20 protein-coding genes are annotated in these 22,255 nt (G+C 55.2%); 4 read left to right on the top strand and 16 right to left on the bottom strand.

What is annotated here, in order from left to right:
- Window positions 1-102: 102 nt before the first annotated feature.
- The gene (locus IG168_RS04900; RefSeq protein WP_193162362.1) at window positions 103-516 is read right to left on the bottom strand and encodes a VOC family protein; all 414 of its coding nucleotides are present in this window, start codon (window positions 514-516) and stop codon (window positions 103-105) included.
- Window positions 517-693: 177 nt separating this feature from the next.
- On the bottom strand, window positions 694-1,653 hold the full coding sequence (locus tag IG168_RS04895; protein WP_193162360.1) for a helix-turn-helix transcriptional regulator: 960 nt from the start codon (window positions 1,651-1,653) through the stop codon (window positions 694-696).
- A 109-nt stretch (window positions 1,654-1,762) separates the two neighbouring features.
- Between IG168_RS04895 and IG168_RS04890 the strand changes: the two genes are divergently transcribed.
- The 3 genes from IG168_RS04890 (at window position 1,763) to IG168_RS04880 (ending at window position 3,756) form a co-directional block, all read left to right on the top strand.
- Window positions 1,763-2,383 carry a glutathione S-transferase family protein gene (locus tag IG168_RS04890; protein WP_193162358.1) on the top strand — a complete coding sequence of 207 codons (621 nt, stop codon included), beginning with the start codon at window positions 1,763-1,765 and terminating at the stop codon, window positions 2,381-2,383.
- A complete protein-coding gene (locus IG168_RS04885) occupies window positions 2,383-2,787 on the top strand; it encodes a GFA family protein (protein WP_193162356.1) in 405 nt (134 codons plus the stop codon). The genes IG168_RS04890 and IG168_RS04885 overlap by 1 nt, the downstream gene beginning before the upstream one ends.
- 168 nt (window positions 2,788-2,955) lie before the next feature.
- Window positions 2,956-3,756, top strand: a complete 801-nt coding sequence (locus IG168_RS04880) for a hypothetical protein (protein WP_193162354.1) — start codon at window positions 2,956-2,958, stop codon at window positions 3,754-3,756.
- A gap of 96 nt (window positions 3,757-3,852) precedes the next feature.
- Here the strand turns inward: IG168_RS04880 and IG168_RS04875 are convergent, their stop codons facing one another.
- The 10 genes from IG168_RS04875 to IG168_RS04830 all read right to left on the bottom strand — a co-directional run bounded on the left by IG168_RS04875 (window position 3,853) and on the right by IG168_RS04830 (window position 13,495).
- A complete protein-coding gene (locus tag IG168_RS04875) occupies window positions 3,853-5,244 on the bottom strand; it encodes a MutS-related protein (RefSeq protein ID WP_193162352.1) in 1,392 nt (463 codons plus the stop codon).
- A 305-nt stretch (window positions 5,245-5,549) separates the two neighbouring features.
- The gene (locus tag IG168_RS04870) at window positions 5,550-6,212 is read right to left on the bottom strand and encodes a glutathione S-transferase family protein (protein ID WP_193162350.1); all 663 of its coding nucleotides are present in this window, start codon (window positions 6,210-6,212) and stop codon (window positions 5,550-5,552) included.
- A gap of 72 nt (window positions 6,213-6,284) precedes the next feature.
- Window positions 6,285-6,932 carry a LysE family translocator gene (locus tag IG168_RS04865; RefSeq protein WP_193162341.1) on the bottom strand — a complete coding sequence of 216 codons (648 nt, stop codon included), beginning with the start codon at window positions 6,930-6,932 and terminating at the stop codon, window positions 6,285-6,287.
- A 293-nt stretch (window positions 6,933-7,225) separates the two neighbouring features.
- Window positions 7,226-7,636, bottom strand: coding sequence for an LIC_13387 family protein (locus IG168_RS04860; protein ID WP_404931989.1), 411 nt, complete (start codon window positions 7,634-7,636; stop codon window positions 7,226-7,228).
- A gap of 157 nt (window positions 7,637-7,793) precedes the next feature.
- Entirely contained in the window at window positions 7,794-8,522 is a 729-nt protein-coding gene (locus tag IG168_RS04855) for a spermidine synthase family protein (protein ID WP_193162337.1), read from the bottom strand.
- A gap of 522 nt (window positions 8,523-9,044) precedes the next feature.
- Window positions 9,045-10,313, bottom strand: a complete 1,269-nt coding sequence (locus tag IG168_RS04850; protein WP_193162335.1) for a DEAD/DEAH box helicase — start codon at window positions 10,311-10,313, stop codon at window positions 9,045-9,047.
- 340 nt (window positions 10,314-10,653) lie between these two features.
- Window positions 10,654-10,800, bottom strand: coding sequence for a hypothetical protein (locus tag IG168_RS04845; RefSeq protein ID WP_226876542.1), 147 nt, complete (start codon window positions 10,798-10,800; stop codon window positions 10,654-10,656).
- A gap of 76 nt (window positions 10,801-10,876) precedes the next feature.
- A complete protein-coding gene (locus tag IG168_RS04840) occupies window positions 10,877-11,650 on the bottom strand; it encodes a nuclease-related domain-containing protein (RefSeq protein WP_193162333.1) in 774 nt (257 codons plus the stop codon).
- A 116-nt stretch (window positions 11,651-11,766) separates the two neighbouring features.
- Window positions 11,767-13,017, bottom strand: a complete 1,251-nt coding sequence (locus tag IG168_RS04835) for a DUF6161 domain-containing protein (protein ID WP_193162331.1) — start codon at window positions 13,015-13,017, stop codon at window positions 11,767-11,769.
- A 133-nt stretch (window positions 13,018-13,150) separates the two neighbouring features.
- A complete protein-coding gene (locus IG168_RS04830) occupies window positions 13,151-13,495 on the bottom strand; it encodes a hypothetical protein (protein ID WP_193162330.1) in 345 nt (114 codons plus the stop codon).
- Window positions 13,496-14,240: 745 nt separating this feature from the next.
- On the opposite strand from IG168_RS04830, the gene IG168_RS04825 reads away from it, so the two are divergent.
- Window positions 14,241-17,153 (top strand): M16 family metallopeptidase, encoded by a 2,913-nt coding sequence (locus IG168_RS04825; protein ID WP_193162328.1) that lies wholly within the window; start codon window positions 14,241-14,243, stop codon window positions 17,151-17,153.
- A gap of 67 nt (window positions 17,154-17,220) precedes the next feature.
- Here IG168_RS04825 and IG168_RS04820 read toward each other — a convergent pair whose 3' ends face one another.
- The 4 genes from IG168_RS04820 to IG168_RS04805 all read right to left on the bottom strand — a co-directional run bounded on the left by IG168_RS04820 (window position 17,221) and on the right by IG168_RS04805 (window position 21,992).
- On the bottom strand, window positions 17,221-17,505 hold the full coding sequence (locus tag IG168_RS04820; protein WP_193162326.1) for a hypothetical protein: 285 nt from the start codon (window positions 17,503-17,505) through the stop codon (window positions 17,221-17,223).
- A gap of 17 nt (window positions 17,506-17,522) precedes the next feature.
- Window positions 17,523-18,179, bottom strand: a complete 657-nt coding sequence (locus IG168_RS04815) for a hypothetical protein (protein WP_193162324.1) — start codon at window positions 18,177-18,179, stop codon at window positions 17,523-17,525.
- 70 nt (window positions 18,180-18,249) lie between these two features.
- Entirely contained in the window at window positions 18,250-19,317 is a 1,068-nt protein-coding gene (locus IG168_RS04810) for a hypothetical protein (protein WP_193162322.1), read from the bottom strand.
- 518 nt (window positions 19,318-19,835) lie between these two features.
- Entirely contained in the window at window positions 19,836-21,992 is a 2,157-nt protein-coding gene (locus tag IG168_RS04805) for a PKD domain-containing protein (protein WP_193162320.1), read from the bottom strand.
- Window positions 21,993-22,255: the final 263 nt, after the last annotated feature.

Below are 22,255 nucleotides of genomic sequence, written 5' to 3'. Positions count from 1 at the left end.
ACTACGCGCTGTAGAGCGAGATGGGCCGAGGGATAAACAGAGCCCGACTGATAGCCGGGCTTTCTTATTCGCCGCAGATTGCTGGCATTCGCAAGTCGGCAGTCAGCTGGCCTGCTGTGCCGCGGCCATATCCATCCACATAAACTCCCAGATATGTCCATCCAGGTCACGGAAGGCGCGGCCGTACATAAAGCCGTAGTCTTGCGCTTCACGGTAGCTGCTGCCGCCCGCGGCGACGGCCTTGTCGATCAGTGCATCTACCTCTGCGCGGCTCTCCGCCGACAGGCACACCAGCACTTCGGTGCTCTTGCCGGTGTCGCAGATCTCCAGGTCCGGCGTGAAGCTGCTGAACTTTTCGCGGGTGAGTAGCATCACGAAGTTGCTTTCACCGATGATCATGCAGGTGGCCGTGTCATCGGTGAACTGCGGGTTGAACTCAAAGCCCAGCCGGGAGAAGAACTCGATGGATTTTCCCAGATCGGAGACCGGCAGGTTTACAAACATCATTCTGGACATAGTGTTTCCTCGGATAGAGACAAGAGTGGAGACAACGAATGATTGCGTTGATATCTAATAGTCGGATCGGGAATCCCCAATTCGACAACCGCGGCAAATTTTTTTGAGCGCACAAAGTATCCCCGCAGCCTACCCAATTCGCAGGTTGCTGACCTTACCCGGCGCCCTCTCTGCGGCTCAAATTGCCGCCATAGCCAGCAGTCTCTCCGCCTGGCGGCGCAACTCGCCCCTGAGCTCCTGCGGGGAGAGGATCTCGAAGGTAAAGGGCAGCCGCGTCAGCTGCGCGGCGAACCACTGCAGGCAGCCGGTGTGCGCACGCCATACCACCGCATCTCCCCTGGGTGTCAGCAGGCCCATTTCCTCAGTGAGCACTGTGCTGGCACTTGCCAGATCCGTATGCAGTAGTAACTCGACCGTAAAGCCGGAATCCATACGGGCAAAACTGCTGGTGAGATAAGCAGCGGCATCGAAATCCTGTGGTCGCTGGAATGGAATTTCCAGTTGGCGTAACTGCTGCATACGGTCGAGGCGGAAGGTACGGAGATCCACGCGCAGGTGGCAGTGGCCCACCGCGTACCAGCGGCCACGGCGGAACACCAGGCCGTAAGGGTCGAATTCTCGTCGCGTCACACTTTCGTTGCCACTGTGGCTGCCGCCGGCGTAGTCGAACACCGTGCGGCATCGGTTCTGGGTTGCTGCAGCCAGGGTTGCCAGCGTGACGCTGTCCGGCGCCGACCTCGGCACCAGGTCCAGGGTGACACTGTCGTCGAGTGCGCGCAGTTGCTGTTTCAGTTTCTGCGGCATGACCCGTTCGAGCTTGGCCTGGGCACTGGCGACTGCGGTAGAGACTTCGCCCACGCTGAGGCTGCGCGCCGCCAGCAGGCCGAGGGAGATGGCCAGGGTCTCCTCGTTCGTGAACATCATCGGCGGCAACTTGTAGCCAGACACCAGCCGGTAGCCGCCGTGACGCCCGCGCTCGGCAGTCAACGGAATACCGATCTCCTCCAGGGTCGCGATGTAGCGACGCAGCGTGCGACCGTCCACGCCGAGCATCTGCGCCAGTTTGCTGCCACTGGCGTTGCCGTGGCTCTGCAGCAGCTCCAGTAGCGCCAGCACGCGTGTCGTCGGATTCGACATGACTTGCATCCTGCTTCATTTATTAGGGCGGAATATAGCCTATTTAGCAATTACAGTGCTCGCGTTCGATTCACAAGCCCTGACAAATGAAGAGCAACGGAGAGCAGTTATGCGAAATGAAGTCATTCTCTATACCAACCCGCAATCCCGTGGTCGTATCGCGCGCTGGATGCTGGAAGAAGTGGGCACGCCCTATCACGTGGAAGTGCTCGACTACGACGGCAGCATGAAAGCGCCCGCCTACCTGAAGATCAACCCCATGGGTAAAGTGCCGGCCATCGTGTACCGCGACCAGGTGGTGACCGAGGGCGCGGCCATCTGCGCTTATCTGGCGGAAGCCTTCCCGCAAGCGGAACTGGCCCCACGCCCCGCAGAGCGCGCCAGCTATTACCGCTGGTTGTTCTTTGCCGCCGGTCCACTGGAGGCAGCGATTACCGACTCAAAGACACTCGGTGTGGAGCCGGATGCGCAGAAGCAGAAGATGGTGGGCTACGGCACCTACGCGGCTGTCCTCGACACCCTCGCAGCCTGGTTGAAGGACCACACCTTTGTCGCGGGCGAACGCTTTACCGCCGCCGACGTCTATGTGGGAGCGCAGATCAACTGGGGCCTGAATTTCGGCACCATTGAAAAGCGTGCGGAATTCATCGACTACGCAAAGCGGGTCTCAGCACGCGATGCCTACCGCCGCGCCATGGAAAAAGATGACGCACTGGTGGAGACCGCTTGATGAAAAAGACCTACCAGGGCAGCTGCCACTGCGGTGCAGTGCGATATGAGGCGGATATCGACCTGAGTGCCGGCACCGGTAAATGCAATTGTTCCATTTGCCGCAAAACCCGTGGGTGGGGTGTACTGATCAAACCGGGCGATTTCCGCCTGCTGCAGGGCGAGGAGGCGCTCAGCAACTACCAGTTCGGCAGCAAGCAGGCTCATCACCTGTTCTGCAGGCACTGTGGCGTGCGCCCCTTCGGCAAGGGGCATGTAGAGGAAAAAGGGGGCGACTATGTCTCCGTCTCTTTGTCAACGCTGGACAACGTCACCCCCCAAGAATTGATCGATGTGCCGATTCAGTATTTCGACGGACGTAACGACAGCTGGTGGACTGCGCCAGCGGAAACTCGCCATCTGTGATGGTTAGGGCGGCCCTGCGTGGCCGCCCACTCGCCCGGGCTTCGAGCGCTATCCTTACTCTACCCACAATTTATTTGTGCATGTTATTTAGATTGCACTTTATATGTGCGAGTTGCTATAAATAAGAGGTATATATAACGAGCTCTCCTCACATATAAAGGAATAATAATGAGTCCGATCGAAAATTTTGAGAAGTGGGGTCTTTCATTCTCTGGTTGTGATGGGGGAGATCCGGGAACGCCAGAGAAACCTTCTATATGGGTTTGTGGGATTGAGTGGGGAGGTGGTCAGAGTGCTGAAAGCTTACGTGCGGATGTTTCCGAACCATTTGATGAAATTCCCGCCGGCTATGAAAGCTGGGAAGAAAACGTCAGTTATATTTTTAACTGGCAAGTAATGAAACTCTTAACAGTCATAAACGGTGGTAGTGTATCAGAATACAGGGAGTTCGCTCGCGTTACGCAACCATTCGTAGCTGGTTCCCAAGGATATTTTAAAGCTAACCTGTATCCAATTTCATTTAAGGATACGAGTTATGAGCTGTGGGCAGAAGAGTTTTCAAATATATCGGGTTTTGACTCAAAGCTAGATTATGTCTCTTGGTGCAAAGATCATCGTTTTCCAGTGATGAGAAGTTGGGTTTCAGATTTCAAGCCAAAACTAATAATTTGCCTTGGGAAAACGTATAGCGAAGATTTTTCAGTCGCATTCTATGACTTTGGCCATGACTTGCATCATGAAATAATTGATGGGAAAGATCTACAGTGGGGTGTCAACAAAGATGGGAGCCTTGTCATAGTGATTCCATTCATGGTTAATCCCAATGGTCTCACTAAAAATAGTACTATTCAAAAATTTGGTGAAAGAATTTGTGAGCTAATAAAAAGCGCTCAACCTCAGCGTAAAGAAGATAATGCTATGGTGACTTATTCTGTTCCTGTTGAAATTGATCTCGTCGAAAACAAATAAAAATAAATAGTATTAGACTAATATTTAGGCATTGAACATTCTGAGTAAATGCCATATTAAAATATGGATTTACTCTATTTATTCATGCGTCTTGAGTCACGGCACAGTCTGCGAAAGACCCGGTGCCGTGTCTTCACTGCGGTCCAGCAAGTCAAATATCCCTTCTTCCCTCAGCACTCGCATCCCCAGCCTTTGATCGGAAATGCCCGCACGCAGCCGGTAATCGAAGCGCAGCCGATCGTCATTCTCGACCGCCTCAAAGTGGCGGCAGTCCACCTGGTTGTGCAGGCGATGCAGGTGATCGCTGAGCTCGATCTGGTGGGACGAAAACATAAACAGGCAGTTTTCCCGGCTGGAGAATCGTTCGAGAATGGCCAGCGACGCCTCGAAGGCATCTTTCACGTTGGTGCCCTTGAAGGGTTCGTCCATCAGCGCCACGACCCGCTCCCCGCGCGCGATGGCCTCGGCCACCGCCTTTACCCGCAACGCCTCTGCGCGGAAGTAGCTCACGCCGCGCCGCAGGTCGTCGGTCAGGGAAATGGAACTGAACAGCCGCTGCACCGGCACAAACCGGAAAGTCTGTGCGGGTACGCCCATGCCGAGGTGGGCTAGGTATAACGCGATGGCAAAGGCGCGCAGGTAGGTGGTCTTGCCGGCCATATTGGGGCCGGTGAGAAACAAAATGCGGTGTTGCTGGTTGAGCGTAACGGGGTTGGCGACCGGGTTGGCGAGATACGGGTGATAGAGGCCTTCGGCCGTAACGTGTATCTGGCCGGCACAGATTTCCGGCATCACAAAGCCGTGTTCGCTAGTGGCATCGGCCATCGACACCAGTGCATCCAGCTCGTAGTTCAGTGCCAGCAGTTGGGTGAGCGTGTCTTTCTCCTTGATGCGCAGGATCTGGTCGAGCTTGAGCATTTTCCAGGTGCCCCAGGCGCCGACATCAAAATCCGGCACGCTGCGAAAGTTGGGGCGTGACAGCAGCGCGCGCAGCTGTCGCAGCAGTGGCTCCAGTTCACCCGTGGCCGCTCTCAGTGCTGGCTGCGCGACGAATGCGCGCAGTGCCCGGATAAACCGGCAGGTGGCCTGGGCGCCGCGCACAATGCTGAAATAGTGGCTGTCCTGGTTAACCCAGATCTGAAAGGAACCTAACACAAAATCCAGCTGGTTTTTAAAATCCAGCTTCGGCAGGATTTCGTGCAGGTAATCCTGTGTGCCTTCGACGGCATACACGGAGGGCATTTCTTTGAAGAGCGGGCGCTGCCCGCTGATAAAGCGCACGGCCAGCTGGGTCGCCTCGATACGCTCTGCACTGGCCCAGGGATTCTGCATGCGCCGCCGCAGTACCGCCGCGCCGCCAATGGAGCGCGTCCGATTGCAGAACTCGAACAGGCTGGCATCGCCATTGTCGGACTCAAATATCTCGAGGTCTTTGAATGTGTGGGTATCGACACCGAGAACGTGGGACATGGTGTTGCTGAGCGGCATGGGCGGGCATCCGGTTTGCGGAGCGAATCTGCAGTGTAGCCAATGAACCCGCAGCTTCGACTCTGTCCTTATTGTTATTCGCTCATGTCATTTAAGCAGAAACTCGCGCGAATTCAATGCATCTTCGCCGTGCCTTCTTTCCCACTTTCGCTCACGTTAGTGGGAGGTCTTGCCGCCTGCCCACCATTTCTATGGGAGGCCAAGGTCATGCCATCGCCCTCGCCCTCACGCGAGAGAGGCGGAGCACAGGTCGCTCGATATGCCTTTGTACTTATTCGCCTGGGAAAATGGTCAAGCTTTTTGGGTCAGTCGAGATAGCCGTCCTCTAAAATTATTGGAGGTAGCTTTTCGGCTTCATCGAGCCATTCTTTGACACTGTCTCTCGACAGGAGCCTGTCGATCCACGCTGCGGTTAACGGCCATTTTTCCATGTCTGGTTTATGGCTGCAGATGCGAAGGATCGTCGGGACAAAGGCCAGATCAGACAGGGACAGAACGCCGTGTAAAAAGGGGCCGCCACTTCGGCCCAGTTCCATCTCCCAGGCGCCGAAGATTCGCGCCGCATCCGCAACCTCCTCCTGCGTCATTGGCCGTTTGTCGGGATAGAAAGCGCGTTCAAATGAGAGCTTTGGGCAGATTCCAGACAGCCCTGAATGCTGCCAGCTCAGAAATGATCGGCAGCGTGCACGTTCCTGTACATTTTCCGGCAGCAGACTGCCATCGCCGATTTCGCTGGCATATTCCATGATCGCGCTTGAATCAAATATCACCATGTCATCATCGACAAGAACCGGAACGGCACTCGGAGGCGAGAATTCCCCGATTCTTCGGAGGTTGTCAAAGCGCTGCGGCCTGCGAATATCCACAACAATCTCTTCAAAATCGATATTCTGTTCCCGCAGGGCCAGCCATGCCCTGAATGCCCAGCTGGAAGCGTTCCTTGTGCCTGAGTAGAAAATCCGGGACATAACTCACTCTGCTTGTGTGAATCGTTGAAGCCGAATGCCAAATACAGCGGCGCATTCGATGGATGTCGTCTGTCAGCCGTTGTTTAACGGTTTCAAAAAGGCCAGTTTGGTACCAAAACCGATAAAGACAGCCCCGGTGACCGATTTTAACCACCGCAAATAACTGGCGCTGTTGGCCATGCCTTTGAGTTTCGATAGCAAAAGCACCAACGCAGAGAACCAGAGCAGATTGATCAGTGCGTGAATCGATACAAGCGTGAACGAGGCAAGGATACTTTCGCCATGCGGCATAAACTGCGGGAAGGCCGCAAGGTAGAACATAGACACTTTGGGGTTGAGCACGTTAGTGAAAAAACCTTCAATAAAAGCACCCCAAATAGATTTGGCTTTTTTCGGCAGCCGCTCTGGAGTCTTTGGAATGGGCTGCTCATTTTTCCAGGCCGTCAGCAGAGATTTGCAGCCTATCCAACACAGGTAGGCCGCCCCCAACAGTTTAAAGGCAAAGAATGCCTCAGAGGACTGAACCAGCAGCACAGAAATGCCCAGTATGGATAAGGTGCCGTGAATATAAAATGCCGCCACAAATCCCCAGATATTGGCAAATCCGGCAGCTCTTCCGGAAATGGGCACCGTCTTTGCGATCAGCACACCATTTGGCCCCGGTGAGATGACGAGCAATGTCACTATCAGGGCAAAAGTTAATACCTGCAATATATCCACTCTCGAATTCCCTCTCGTAATGGTGACGGCCGCACACTGCGCGGTGTACCCCGCCCTTGCGGCGGTTAGCAAGCGCTGATGTGGGAGCACATTATCCTTCAATTCCCGCCGGCCAACACTACAGAATCTCTATCCGAAGGGATGGCTGTAAAAACCAATTGGTGGATCGTCGGCGAAGCATTGGAGCTGCTCAGGTTTTGCCCGAGCGTCTATCGCCTTCTGAAGCGTTCCGTTGAGTCCTTTACGAAAAAGTCGGTATGCACTGAATCCGGTGGTGTTGCACTAACGCTTGCTCAGGCCAGCGATGCTAAAACCGCACCCGCATACAGGACCAAGGCAATAACAATTCCCCGCAAGGGGATGCTGAACCAGTATTTCAGCGCGAGGAAGGTGTAGCCCGCCAGTAGCGCCAGGCCAGTGCCCAGGAGAAATACTGAGCCAAAGAGGAGTTGGGCGTGAACTGTTGCCAGGTAGCCGTAGATGAGACCGAACAGGATTGCCCCGAAACTGTGGCTGGCGTTGAAGCCAACCCAAGCGCGCCACATGGTGGTTTCGCGGCTTATCACGGGGGAGACCTGATCCATCCGGGCCTGCAATTCCGGCTCTCTCGGCCTTAGTTTTGGGCCGTAGAAGGTATAGATGAGATGCAGTGATCCGAGCAGCAGGATTATCCCCGCACTCGCTGCCAGTAGAATTCTAGCCACTAACTCCAATGTGAAGACTCCCGTGGCCTAATGCCACACTCTGGTACGGTTTCCTGTGGGTGCATGTTACACGAAGGAAGCATAGATTGAGCAATCACTGTTAGCGACTGGTTGGCGGTGCTAATCTGACCCGCTCTCTTGCAACGACCCCGCTGATTCAAGCGGAGCGCTTCACACAGACATAGACCGAGTTCGTCGATTCACCACTGAGAAACGGGTTGTAAAAAGAAACCACGTGGGAATCGACCGTCTCGAACACCGTCTTCAGCAGTGCGACAAAGTCTTCCTCAGGCAGGTTTTGCGACCACATGGCGAAGACGCCTTTGGGCTTCAGCTGTTCGGCCATAAGGGACAGGTTTTCGGTGGTATAGAAGCTGGCGTTGGCGGCATTCAGGTATTCGGTTGGGGAATGGTCGATATCCAGCAGAATCGCATCGAACTTCTTGCCGGGGTTGTCCGGGTCAAAGCCCGTCGTCGGGGCTGTGGCCAGATCGAAGAAGCTGCCGTGCACATAGCGGTTACGTGGATCGGCGTTGAGGATTTTGCCGAGGGGCACCAGTTCGTCTTTATGCCAGCCGATCACCGCATCCAGGGCGTCGACTACCAGCAGTTCGGCAATCCGCTCGTCCTTTAACGCGGCCACAGCGGTATAACCCAGGCCCAGCCCGCCAACCACCACATTGAGCTTGTCGCCCTGCACCGCAGCCAGACCAAGTGTCGACAGGGCCTCTTCCGCCTCGACAAACATGCTCGACATCAGGAATTCTTCGCCGAGCTTCACTTCGTAGATATCCCTGTCTCCGAGCGCGGGAATACGCCGTCTGCGCAGGGAGATTTCGCCCAGGGGTGAGGCTTGGCTGTCGATTTCTTCAAATAATAGGGGCATGGTGGTTTCGTTCTCTGGCTATCGGCGGGTAGTGATCGGCAAATGCTTGACCCAAACTACTTTATATCATGCGAAGAGCGCGTGGCAGCCAGTCTAGTGTGTGGGACTTGCCGATGAGCAGTGTTGCCGGCGCTGCGCGCGTCCGTTCCAGCTTGCAAATTCTGAGTGTACCGGCGCGGTATCGTAAATAATCTTCTCCCCGTTGAACTGGCTGCAGCTCTCGTTGAGACCCGAGACATCCACCACCTCGATGGTCATCCCGCACACCGACGCTGGTGGCCAGCGTAATACAGTGGGCGGCTTGTTGGCTTGGGAGTCGAGTATTCTGAATAACTATCTGGTCGGGTTCACGCCGACATAAACAATGCCACAGCGGGATTGCACGGGTTCGCCCGACCATCGATCTTTGATTCTAGGTTTTTGGCATTTGGTGCTCAAACTGTAAAAATCGACAGAAATTGATGGCCCTTTTCTCTTTGTGGAATTTTTGGGGGGCTTTACGATTCCATCTTTTGAAACCAATCATTTCCTTGTTCCGCCCCAAGGTGTCTTAGGCTGCGCTACCTTCTCTGTGGGGTGCTCTTTCTTTATGTGTTTGCCAGCCTTGCTATCTTTTTTACTTTTGGCGGAAAAGTTTAAATTTGAGGGCGGTAGATCTTTCACCACCGGAAATTCTTCGATCTGTACCCGGTCAATAATTTTCCCCAGACGGCGCTCGACCGCACACAAGCGTTTGAAATCATCTTTGGATACCAGCGATACCGCTTCTCCGGAAGAGCCGGCGCGGCCGGTACGGCCGATGCGGTGAATGTATTCATCGGCATCGTCGGGCATATCGTAGTTGACCACGCGCGCCAGTTCATCGATATCAATACCGCGTGCGGCAATCCCGGTGGCGACCAGCAGGCTGATTTTTCCGGATTTGAAATCTGCCAGAATCTTTGTGCGTGAGGCCTGGCTCTTGCCGCCGTGGATGGATTCCGCCTTGATGCCCCGCTTTTCCAGCTGGCTGACCAGCTTGGCTGCGCCGTGTTGGGTGCGAATAAAGATCAGTGCCTGGGTCCAGTTGCGCGCATTTACCAGATGGCTGAGTAGCGCCGACTTGTTGTGCTTGTCTACCGCGATCAACCACTGGGAAATTTTCGGTGCGGCTTTTTTGTCGCCCGCTATGGACACATCAAAAGGATTGTCCACCAGGGTTTTGGCCAGAGCCCCTACCTGGCTCGACAGTGTGGCGGAAAACAGCAGGCTTTGCCGCTGCGTGGGCAGTCGATCAATAATCTTGTTGAGGTCGTCAATAAAGCCCATATCGAGCATTCTGTCGGCTTCATCCAGCACCACCACCTGCAGCTCGTCAAAATAGAGCGTGCGCTGGTGCGCCAGGTCCAGCAGCCGCCCCGGGGTGGCAACAACAATGTCCACGCCCTCTATCAACTGCTGCTTTTGCGGTTCCAGGTCTACCCCGCCCACCATCGTCATGGAGGCTACCGTCAGATGCTTGCCGTACTGCCGGATATTCTCTTCCACTTGCATGGCCAGCTCGCGGGTAGGTACAAGGATCAACGCCCGGAAACGCTTAGCACGCCGCTTGCGCTCACCGCTGAGCGCATCCAGCACCGGCAACACAAAGGCCGCGGTTTTACCTGTCCCGGTCTGCGCGGTGGCGATAACGTCCCGTCCTTCCGCAATGGCGGGAATTGCCTTGCGCTGGATCTCGGTAGGGGTTGTATAGCCTTTCTCTTCAAGGGCTTGCAGGAGTGGGTCACTCAATCCTAGGGTGCGGAATGTCATCTGGGCTCTCTGGTGGGGCAGGGGGTGATCGGTGGCTGGTTTCAGTGCGGCATGGTAACAGTAAAGCTCAGGGGGCATGCCAGTTAATAGCAGGGGCGACACGATGGCGTAGATCAGGTTCAGTAGGCGCGGTCGGAGCGCTGCTGCTGCAGTTAGATACAGAGCGCGTCATCGAGAGGGAAGCGAGGGTAGTTGACGCCAGAATTCCAATCTGCCAAAAATCATTGGCTCGGGCCTATTCAGGCCGCGCTCATCACGCAAACATACACCAAAATAAGTGGGGCCAGATCCGCATTATGCAGCCGTGAAGATGCGTGTCAAAAAATTGATCTGACCTCATTTATTCCGCTTCGACAAACATGCTCGACATCAGGAACTCTTCGCCGGGCTTTACTTCGTGGATGTCCCTGTCGCCGAGCGCGGGGATGCGCCGTTTGCGCAGGGATATTTCACCCAGCGGGGGAGGCTTGGCTGTCGATTTCTTCAAATAATAGGGGCATGTGGTTTCGTCTTAGATTATTAGTAGGTTGCAACCGGAAAACGGAAGAAGCCAATGATTTCCGTTAAACGATGTTTTGTATCACCTTGCATTTAGGAAATGCTGAACAACCCCAGAACTCCTTTCCCGCATTCGCACCACGCTTGCTTGTGCGCTTGACCAACCGGCTTCCGCATCTCGGACAGAGTCTTTCTGCAGTGGATTTATTGCGAGCTTGTAGCTGCTGTACGTGCTGCCTGTGCGTTTCTCGTGTGGGTTCCAGGCGGCCGGATTGAATGCGATTCACTACCGTCTGGACTTCGCTCTCGGTCAGCACCGGTGTCTGGAAGGATTTGATATAGCGGATATAGCCACCGGCCTTGGTTACGTTGGCGGGCATCGGGGTCTTGAAGGTGCTATTGCCGGCGAAGACCACCACGGAGTGGATGGTATCCGGAGGTACGTCCAGAAGTGCTTCCAGTGCCTTTACATGCTTGTAGTTCTGGCGCAGCGGGTTCTGGAACTTGAAGGATTTCTTGTAGATTCGCTGCGTCCACTGGGCTTGGTGTTCCCCGCCAAAAATCCAACCCCGCATATTCTTGGTTTCCACCACAAAGATACCGAAACGGGAAACGAAGATATGGTCTATCTGCGTGGTGCCGTCCGGTGTCTGTAGTGTGACGTTGTGGATCCGATGATATACATCGGTCGGAAGGCGCAGTCTGCCAAAAAATTTTACTAATGATTCCCCCAAGATTCCCTTGAACCATGGGGACTTCAATATAGTTGCGGCCAGGGCAATGAGAGGCAGCCAATATACGATTGGTGACGCTTGATTGATAGCTGATTCGGAGATCATTCTTTAACAGTGTCGTGTCAATTTTTGACGCCGGACTCAATTGTTAATTGTTGTATATATTGACGTCAAAAGGTTCATCTGAGTCCATTTACTTTCTTGTTGGAATTACATACTTCCTACTTTGTTTTTAGGGCTTCTTTCAGTAGATCTTGAACAGGCATTGTCGGTCCTGAATCTCCGCTAAGTAGTCCTGTTTCAGTTCGGCTGAATAATGCCTGCAATACCAGCTCTCTCGATGTGCCATCTATTTGGCCCTCATTGTTCAATGATAAATATAGGTAAGTTAATTGCTCTCTTTCTTCCGAGTCTCTCATCAAGTGAAAAGAACTAAACGTTAATTTAGACAATGTTTTAACTAGAAAAGCATACACCGCTAAAATGGACCCAAATATCACAGCTCCTTGTAAGGTATTTAACTTAATGGAGGTTTCTTGACCTTCAAGCCAAGAATTGAAGAAGTCGAAGAAATATACTAACCCAAGCAGGATGGAAGAGATTAAAGCTAACGACCAAAGACTACCTTGCACACCATATTTTCTTGCCGATTTTTTCCAATATTCTGCTGGCTTTTCAAGTCTTAGCTTTTCTTGATAGGTATTTTCAAGATCGGAAATTCGAGTACGACAACCGTCTATATAACTAATAAATTCATTTTTCTGATTGGTCAATTGTTCGGTTGATTTGTGTTTTTGCTCTGACTTAACGCTGTTATATTCTTCTTCTATTTGTGCTTTCCAGTCAGTCCAGCTAGTTTGTGTATTTTCATTCCATAAGGCGAAATTATCTTTAAATTGCTCAACTTCACCGGTTAAACTATTTGTTGTCTTTTCGAGTGTATTTCGAAGGTGTCTTAAAGACACTTTTTCGCTATTTCGTCTTTTAGTAAGATCTGAATTTTGAAGTTCAAATTCATAGGCCAATAAAGTACCTATAAAGCTTTCTTTGTTCCCGTTAGCATTAACTTGTTTGTTAATGAGAAAATTTGCGAATGATGTTGCTGAGTGTTGACCGTAACTTTTTTGAATCTCAACAAAGGTTCCAGTAAAAGCATGTCCACTCCAGAGCCAATGTTGACGAATAGGGTTAAAAATCCCACGTTGTAAGTTATTAATATGTTGGGTTAATTGAGTATCGTCCCAGTTTTCTAGGTTTTCTTTCCAGTTGTCTATAGAGGTAATTAGATTTTTGAAATAATTGCGTCCATTAAAGTACGTATGTAACTGATTGTTTGGAGGGGAACATTCTTGAGCGGATTTTTCCCAATACTCGAATTCTACTTTGGCAAACCTATATAACTCTTTTAAGTCATTTATAACCCAAGTTTTTCCTGTTACATCTCCTAAATTTACAGATATCGTCCTTTTCAATTTATGCTCCTATATAAAATTAAATACCGTAATTTAGGTAATGTTAACGCGCGCTAGCGCGCGCAGCTTTGTAGTGGAAGCGAAGCCGCAAAGGAAAAGCTGTCGCCGTGCTTGGCCTTGTTAACTTTGTGCGTCACTTGTTTACAGTAGGAGTAATTTGCAAGCCGAGGCTGCTCAGAACCGACGCTTGATCTGAATTGCTGAGCAACTCACAATTGCATGGGTTATTAGCCTCTTTGAGATCATCGTTCGAATACCCGAGGAATAATCGCAGTGCCTTTAGGGCATACTCGAACGCGATCTTGGCGTCAGAAAATCGATGCATAGGAGAGGAAAACTCCGAGTACATGCCGCCGTAAGTCCCATCGGTAATCAGCTCTTGCAAGTGCACAAAGTAACCATTCGGCTCTTTGCGAAGCATTACACGTAGCTTCTTGCTGTTATTTGTTTTGAAATCGATGTCTTGCAAAGGACTCATGGTTTCTCCTAGAAAGTTAACGTTTATATTGTGGTGGTTACGGTCGTTGTCCGACCGACTGATATTGTCTGATCGATTCCATCATGGTACGCCCCATAGGGCCCGTGCCGGGACGCTCTGGGCCAATGTGAAATGATCGCTCCAGTTATCGAAAATAGTCATCGCGACTGATATTCGTGATTCCATAGGCTGTTGGTAACAGCCTGGTTTATAGAGTTTTCGCGGCTAACTGGCGCTCCGGTAAAAAATTACGGTCGCGACGGCTGGAATGCCTTGCTGAATAAAGTCATTCTCGCGGCCAGGTATGGATGGCAATATACAGAGTGGTTCGGATTTGAGAGTGCCCATGTCGCCACATCACTTGCCTCTGTAACCTTGGAAAGTCCAGAGCTGTGAGGATTGTTCGCCTAGAGATTCCCCGCTGTACGCTCGCTGTCCTATGTCGCTTGTATTTCAATTACAGCAATCGCTCAATTTGATGAGTGACACATTGCGCCGTGTCGCTATTTATAACATAAGGGATTGTGTGAGGTGCATCAATGTAATGGTGCGTGATGGCGATGAGCGAACCCAGTAATTGGCTGTAATTTTGTATGTGAGCAATTACCTACTGCGAGCTTTACTGTGCAGGCTACTTTGGGGGCTTTTTATTTAGACTTAAACAGGTCACACCTTGTGACCACCGGTCGCCCAACCCCACCACTCCTGCTATCTTCCCGAACATAACAACGCATAGGAAATCACCATGTTCAGGAACCTGACGGCCTCTTTCGGCCTGCTGGCCGCCGTATCCGTTGCCGCGCTTGGCCTGTCGGGCTGCGATCAGTCTAAAAAACAGCCAGAATCCAAGCCCGAATCCCAATCCTCGGCCCCAGTCCAAGCCAAGACTCAGTTCGGTATCGACTACCAGCAGTTCCAGCTGAAGAACGGCCTCAATGTGCTGTTCCATATCGACCGCTCCGATCCGGTGGTGGCGGTGTCGCTGACGGCCCATGTGGGTTCGGCGCGGGAGAAGGAAGGCCGCACCGGCTTTGCGCACCTGTTCGAGCACCTGCTGTTCCTGGAGTCCGAGAACCTGGGCAAGGGCGGGCTGGATGCGATGAGTGCACGCATCGGCGGCTCCGGGGCCAACGGTTCCACCTCCCGCGACAGGACCAACTACTACCAGACGGTGCCCAAGGATGCGCTGGAGAAAATGCTCTGGGCCGAGGCGGACAAGCTGGGCTGGTTTATCAACACCGTGACCGAGCCGGTGCTGGCGAAGGAAAAGCAGGTGGTGAAGAACGAGAAGCGCCAGAGCTACGACAACCGCCCCTACGGCCACACCCAGTACGTAATCGACCGCAACCTCTACCCGGCAGGGCACCCCTACAACTGGCAGGTGATCGGCTCGCTGGAAGACCTGCAGGACGCCACCCTCGATGACGTCAAAACCTTCTTCAAGCGCTGGTATGTGCCCAACAATGTCACCCTGGTCGTGGCCGGCGATTTCGATATCGAACAGGCGAAAGCCTGGGTGCACCACTATTTCGACGAGATCCCCGCGGGCGAGCCCATCGAGCGCGCGGCCAAGCAGCCGGCGGTGCTGAAACAGAGCGTGCGCCGCTACTACGAGGACAACTTCGCCCAGGTGCCGGCGCTGACGCTGGCGTGGCCCTCGGTGCCGCGCTACGACTCGGACAGCTACCCGCTGGCGGTGCTGCGCGAATACCTGTCGCAGGGCAAGCGCGCGCCGCTGTACCGTGTGCTGGTGGAGGACAAGCAGCTCACCGCCAACGTGTCCATGGGCGCCTACGAATCCGAGCTGGCCGGGCAGACACAGCTGCAGGTGCAGGCGTTCGAGGGCCGCGACCTGGATGCGGTGTACGACGGCATCAATGCAGGGTTTGCGCTGTTCGAGAAAGAGGGCATCGCGGCCAAGGACCTGGAGCGCATCAAGGCCGGGCAGGAAATCGCCTTCTACAACGGCCTGTCCAGCGTGCTGGGCAAGGGCTTCCAGCTGGCCCAGTACCAGGTCTACACCGGCAATGCCGGTTACGCGAGCGAGGATATCCAGCGGCTGCTGGCGGTGACCGCCGAGGATGTGCAGCGGGTTTACCGCAAATACATCAAGGGCCGCCCGTTCGTGGCCGCGAGCTTTGTGCCCAGGGGGCAGGCGGAACTGGCGCTGGCGGATTCGCAGCCCGCGCAGATAGTGGAAGAGAAGATCGTCAACGGCGCCGAGGAATCCTTTGATGCCTCCCAGCAGGCGGCATACGCCCACACGCCGTCCACCTTCGACCGCAGCAAGGAGCCGCCTTATGGCGATCCGGCCGAGACCGCGGTGCCGCAGGTGTGGCAGGCAGCGCTGGGCGACGGCCTGCAGGTGTACGGGATCGAAAACGACGAGGTGCCCACGGTCGATTTCAGCCTGGTGATCGATGGCGGCCAGCTGCAGGAGCGCACCGACTTGCCCGGCGTGGCCAACCTGACCGCGATGATGATGGAGCGCGGCACCGCCAAACGCACACCGGAAGAACTGGAAACGGCAATCCAGACGCTGGGCGCCGAGATCAGTGTCAGTGCCGGGCAGGGTGCCGTGCGCGTGGATGTGAGCACGCTGGCGCGCAACTTCAAGCCGGTGTTCGCGCTGGTGGAGGAAATGCTGCTGCAGCCGCGCTGGGATGCGAACGAACTTGCGCTGGCGAAAAAGAAAGTCACCAGCCAGCTGAAGAGCGCCGCGGCCGAACCCAATGCCATTGCCCGCAATGCCTTCGCGCACCTGCTGCACGGCCGCGACAGTATCCGCGGTTACAACCCGCTGGGCACCGTCGCTTCGGTCGACGCCATCACCATGGATGACCTCAAGGCCTATTACAAAAATTACCTGTCGCCGTCGGTGACCCGCGTGCATGTGGTCGGCGCTATCGATCAAGGTGAGTTCCTTGCGGCGGCCGCGCCGCTGGCGGATCACTGGCCGGCGAAGGCGGTGAGGGTGCCGCAGCCGCAATCCAAACCCGCCGCCCCGGGAATCTACTTTGTCGACGTGCCGGGGGCCAAACAGTCGGTACTGCGCATCGGCCGCCCGGCCATGTCGGCGCTGTCGGACGACTACTATCCAGCGGTGTTTTCCAATTACATCCTCGGCGGAGGCGGCTTTGCCTCGCGCCTGATGCAGCAGCTGCGCGAGGGCAAGGGTTACACCTACGGCATCGGCTCGGGTATCTCCGCCGGCAAGACCGGCGGCAGCTTCGCGATCGGCACCGGCGTGCGCGCCAATGTCACCGCGGAATCGGTGGCGCTGATTCACGAAATCCTGAAAGACTACGCCGATACCTATACCGGTGCGGACCTGGATAACTCCCGCTCTTATCTGATCCGCAGCAACGCGCGCGCGTTCGAGACCGCCTCGGCCAAGCTCGGCCTGCTGGAAAATATGAGCGAATACGGCTGGCCCGCCGACTACGTGCGCCAGCGCGAAGCCATTACCCGCGCGATGACCGTGGATCGGGTGCGCGATATCGCCGGCGAATATATGGATCCGGAGAGCATGATCTGGCTGGTGGTCGGCGACAAGCAAACCCAGCTGGGCCGCCTGGAAGCGCTGGGACTCGGCAAGCTGACACTGCTGGATGAAGAGGCGCCGACCCGGATGGCGGAGCTGTCGGTAGAGGAGTGAGTGGTGATGCAGGCCCGGAGTTATTCCGGGCCTGCTTGCGCTTTTATCCTGCCTGGTAACGCTGCCGTTACGCGAGTTTCTCCAGCAGCGTGAGCACGATACCGCCGAACTCCTCGGCGTTATCGACGATGTTATTCACCTTGGTATTGCGGGACTCCGTCGACTTGACGATTTTCATTAGCTTGGAAAGCTTCTTCAGGTCTGCCGGAGCCGGAAACAGTTCTTTAATTTCCTCGCTGGACATGCGCGTCAGATGTGCAATGCGCTCCGCCAGCTGACTGTCCGTCTCGCTTACGCTGTCCGCCAGCGCGGCATCCAGGTCGCGCTCGTATTGATCCCAATCGAATGACATGGTCTGTTCTCCCTCGGTTAGAGTGTTTCCCTGAGTTCTCTTACACGTTGCACGAATTCTTCCGCGCGCGCGTATTTGTCTTTTGCCCCGTTGGCGTTGTGCAGCAGGTCTGAGACCAGGCTGTCGGTCTGGTCTAGCAGGTTGTCCAGGTCGCCCTGCTCGATGTCGAGCATGGCCAGGTAGCGATTGCGGTTTTCGGAAACCTCGGATGCGGACGCGAGGAAGCTGGTCAGGCTGCTGTTGATAGAGTGCGCCTGCCGGTATTCCTCGCGGATCTGGCTTTCGATGCTTCTCTCCAGCTCGTCCAGTGGCTGGATCAGTTCGAGCCGTTTCTGGTTGACCTTCTGCTGGAGCTTGGTGCCCGTCGTGGTGAGGAATTTTAGCCGCGCCTGTTTGTCATCGGTATGAATGATCTGGTCCCAGGCGCGGGCAACCACGGGCTTGTCGAAGACATTCTGCGCGAACGCGGGCATCCACTCATCTTCAATAAAGCGATCCACCTCGCGGCGCTTCTGCTCGAAGAAGCGGTTCAGCAGGGTAATGTTGGCCTTTTCAATGGCGGTCAGTCGCTTGCCCAGTTCCATCGACAGCTCGGGCGCTTCCGGCGGTATGGAGGCGCAGCCGGAAACCAAAACAAGCAATAGGGACAGGGCGAACCTGGTGATCTGTGACATCGTCCTTCCTTAACGTTTAAAAGCTGAAAAAATGCTGGAGCCAGCGTCAGCGGGCCCCGCGCTGCAGGCGCTACTGGGGCTGTCTGGTCTTGACGTTCAAGTAGGCCGCTTTCGGATTGATGAAGCGGTCGAAGCCGGCATTGTCGACTTTTTCCAGTTCAATCGCATATTCCTTGTCCGCGTCTTTGACGGTAATACTCTCGCCGGGCAGCATCTGGCTTTTCAGCAGCACCTGCTTCTCGCCATCCTCTTCGCGGAATACCACGACCTCGGCGGAGTCTTCGGCAACCGCCTGCGTCTGCACTTTCAGTTTGGAATTCTGCACCTCCAGTGTCTTGGCCGCGCCGAACAGGCCCTTGGGTTTTAGCCAGCTGGTGCCGGTGACACTCTGCCAGCTCTTGGCTTTCTGCTGGCCGGCCACGATGGTGGCGATGTCTTCAATGGACCGGACCGGCTGGCGGTTGGTGTTCACCACCACACCATATTGGTTCTCCACCCGGTAGAGCAGTTTCGAGAGCTCGGTGCTGCTCATGCCCTGGGTTTGGAGCTCGCTATTGGCGTCCAGCGCGGGCTTTTCCGTGAGCGTCTGCGCCAGCCGGGTGACTTCCCTGGAAACCTCTGCCTCGCTCTGAGCTGTGGTTACGGGGGCGGCTGCGGCCGTGTCCTGGGCATGGGCGCTCGGAATGAAGAAGCTGGTTGCCCCGGCGACTCGGTTCTTGTCATCGATCACGTAGTTGCCATCGATATTCAGGATGTCGGCGCGTCCGGAAACGGCGGACAGAACCGGAATCATCACTTTCTTCTCCGGCGAGCCGTCTTTCATGCCCTCGGGAAAGAAGCTGAGTTCAACCGGGCTCAGCGGCAGCTTGCTCGGTTTGGGGATGGCATAGCGGCCGCGTCCATCGGTGACAAAACGGATACTGCGCCCGTCCACGAACATCTCAAATATCTGGTGCTGCAGGGGAAAAGAGGTATTCGATTCCCGATCGAAAGCATTCAGTTGGCCGTCGATATACTGTGGTGCGAACATCAGATAGAAATAAGAGGCAACAAACGCGATAAAGGTGCCCACCCGAACTGCCTGCGGCATTTCGGACCATTTCTTTAAAATTACTTCCAGCATTACTTTGGGGTTCATAATCCTGGTTCCTTCAAAATTGTTTTTGAAAAATCACTGTCGAAAACGCACTCGGCAGCGCGCCGATATCAATAAACCGCCCCGCAGTGAAAATCCGGTTACAGTAAAAAGTCCGCTGGATATCGAATAGAAAAAGTGGGATTTATTGTTATCTTCCCACCGGTTCGGCAGCGGATTGTAGAGGTCGACTGGTACGTCGAGCTTGAGCAATATCGCACCGTTGGGGCTGGAAGTTCAATAGAAGAGCGATTACAGCTTATAACGCGGCACAGTTGTACCAAGTGATGGTTGGGCGGTAATAGAGCGACGTTGCCCTAAATCATTGCTTGGCGTTCGTGTGAAATAAACCCGTCACTGGTTCCCTGAAAAATATTCCCGTTTCTCTGCCGGAAAATTTCGGTGGGGGCTGTTGGGCGTGCAGTGTCCGCCCCCGCTGCGTTTCCGCAGGAGGGGCGCACTGCAGGGAACGGTTCAGGCCCGCTCCCGGGTTAAGACTATGTCGTTACAGCGACAGGCCGTTACTGGCAGAGGCCAGTGCTGGCGTTGGTGTCGTGGCTGAGGCTGCCGGTCAGGTCGCTGACGCAGAACTGCACGGTGAGATTACCGCCGGCTGTGGTGCTGCTGGTAAACGCGGCGGTGCCGTTGGCATCGGTGGTGGCGCTCACGCCGTTCTCGACGATAGAACCGCTGAAGTTGCCGGTCACCGTTACACCGCTGACGCCGCGGCCGAGATCATCAAGAATGGAAACCGTCGCCGTGGCCTGTTTCTGGCCGCGGCCGGCGGAAACGGTACCGGTGGTAATGCTGGCCACGTACATGCTCGTCGCGGCGGCGCCATCGGTGACATCGACGGTAAAGCTGGTATTCGCGCTCGCGCCCTGGTCATCGGTGACGGTCAGGGTGACCTGGTAGCTGCCCGCGACTGCATAGCTGTGGCTGGCGGTAGCGCCGCTGGCGTTGGTGCTGTCACCGAAGTCCCACTGGTAGCTGCTGATCTGGCCGTCGCTGTCGGTGCTGGCGCTACCGTCGAAGCTGCAATCCAGGTTGCTGCAACTGTGGCTCGCGCTGGCAGTCGGAGCCTGGTTGCCGGTGGTTTCTTCGCCGTAGATGCTGAAGTTGTCGAAGTAATAGGTGTCGCCGTTAAACGTATTCGGGTCGAAAAGCACTACCAGGCTGTCTACCGCATTGGCGGGGGTGCCGCCGTCGATCCGATCGTCGAGGGCAAACTTCAGGTGCTGCCAGCCACTTTGCGAACCGGTGTAAGCCGCATACTTTGAATGGCGACCGGTGGGGTAGTTGCTCGCCGTGGCCTGGGAGCTGTCTTCCAGCTGCACCAGAATCTGGGTGCCGGGGCTCGCGGTGGTGTAGACGTCCATATAGAACGCCTTGGTACCGGCCACAAACGGATCGGCATCGGGGATCGCGGTGGTGTCGGCAGCGATCACGTCATACTGCGCCGCCGCGGAGCGGGTATACATCGCCACGGTAGACGAGCCGTTCACGCTGTCCAGCTGCGGATTTGCGGCATCCTGGATAAAGGTGCCGTCGTAGACGGTATAGGCGAGTACGCGGTTGGCCTCGAAATCATCCAGTACCGTTTCCTGGACCAGCTTGGGCGAAACGTAGACCGGCAGGCTGAGATTGCGGGAACCGCAGTCGTCGCTCACGCTGACACCCAGGTCGCCGCCGACGCTGCCCCACTGCACGGTAACGGTGGAGGTGCCGGCACCGGAGACCAGTGTGGCCCCGGCCGGCAGTGTCCAGCTGAAGTTCGGGTTGGCGCCGATGGCTCCGGTCACCGAGTAAGTCGCGGTGGCGCCGTTGTCTACGATACGGTCGCCGGCAATGCCCGGCTGTCCGTAGTCGTAAACACGCACGTAATCCACCTGCATCGTCTGCGGCAGCTGTGAATCATCCACAGTGCCGCCGAGCGAACCGCCTACGGCGAGGTTCAGCAGGAAGTGGTATTGGTAATTCTCGAAGGTCCAGTAGGCACTGCTGCTCAGGTCGTTGGGAGTCAGCGTGGCGTAGAGCTGGTCGTCGACATACCAGCGCATTTCGTTCGGCTCCCACTCCACCGCATAGGTATGAAAGCCTGCCGACCACGGATCCGGCTGGCTGAGCAGGCGGTTGCTGGTAAATTCATTGTCCGGGTAGGGCTGGCCATAGTGCAGCGTGCCGGAGACATATTCGTCAGCCTGGCCGGTGGATTCCATGATGTCGATTTCGCCACTGATCGGCCAGGATTCCGTCGGATCGGTGGGCAGCATCCAGAACGCGGACCACATGCCGGTACCGTCTGGCACCTTGATTCGCGCCTCGAAGCGGCCATTGGTCCACTCGCCGCCGTTCGGCATATTGGCGGTGCGCAGGCGTGCCGACGTATAGGCCTTGCCCTTTACCCGCTCCTTCTTGGCGGTAATCGTCAGTACACCGTTGGCCACGGTGGCGTTCTGGGATTGGTAGTACTGCAGCTCGTTATTGCCCCAGCCACAAATTCCATAGTTGCAGCCGTCGCCAATCATGGCTTCCCACTTTGTGGTATCGAGAGTGGTACCGTTGAAATTGTCTTCCCACACGGGGACTGGATTCTGGCACTGCTGGGCGGATGCCAGCAGCGGTGAGGTCATCGCTAAGACTACTAGCGCGCTCTTATAGAGATTTTTATAGCGCATTGTTGTTTTCCTGATTGTTTTTCATCATCGCGCGCCGAAGCGCATTGGAAAACTAACAAGTTCCGGGGTGCACGAGTGTCCCACTATGGAGCCGACACGGCACATGGGACGCGACGCGGGAAAAAGTGCGCACTCAAGCGCAAAACGCGCAACCCCGTTCCCCGGCGTGGAATTTCTCCGATTGGCAGATTGAAACTAAAACTACATCTGTTAATTCGCGGTGGTTATCAATGGCTCGGGCAATTCCTGAACGCATATCACTC

The sequence above is a fragment of the Microbulbifer hainanensis genome, assembly GCF_014904735.1.
GTDB lineage: Bacteria > Pseudomonadota > Gammaproteobacteria > Pseudomonadales > Cellvibrionaceae > Microbulbifer > Microbulbifer hainanensis.
The sequence above is the reverse complement of the archived record's forward strand: the minus strand, read 5'-3'. Positions and strand labels throughout refer to the sequence as shown.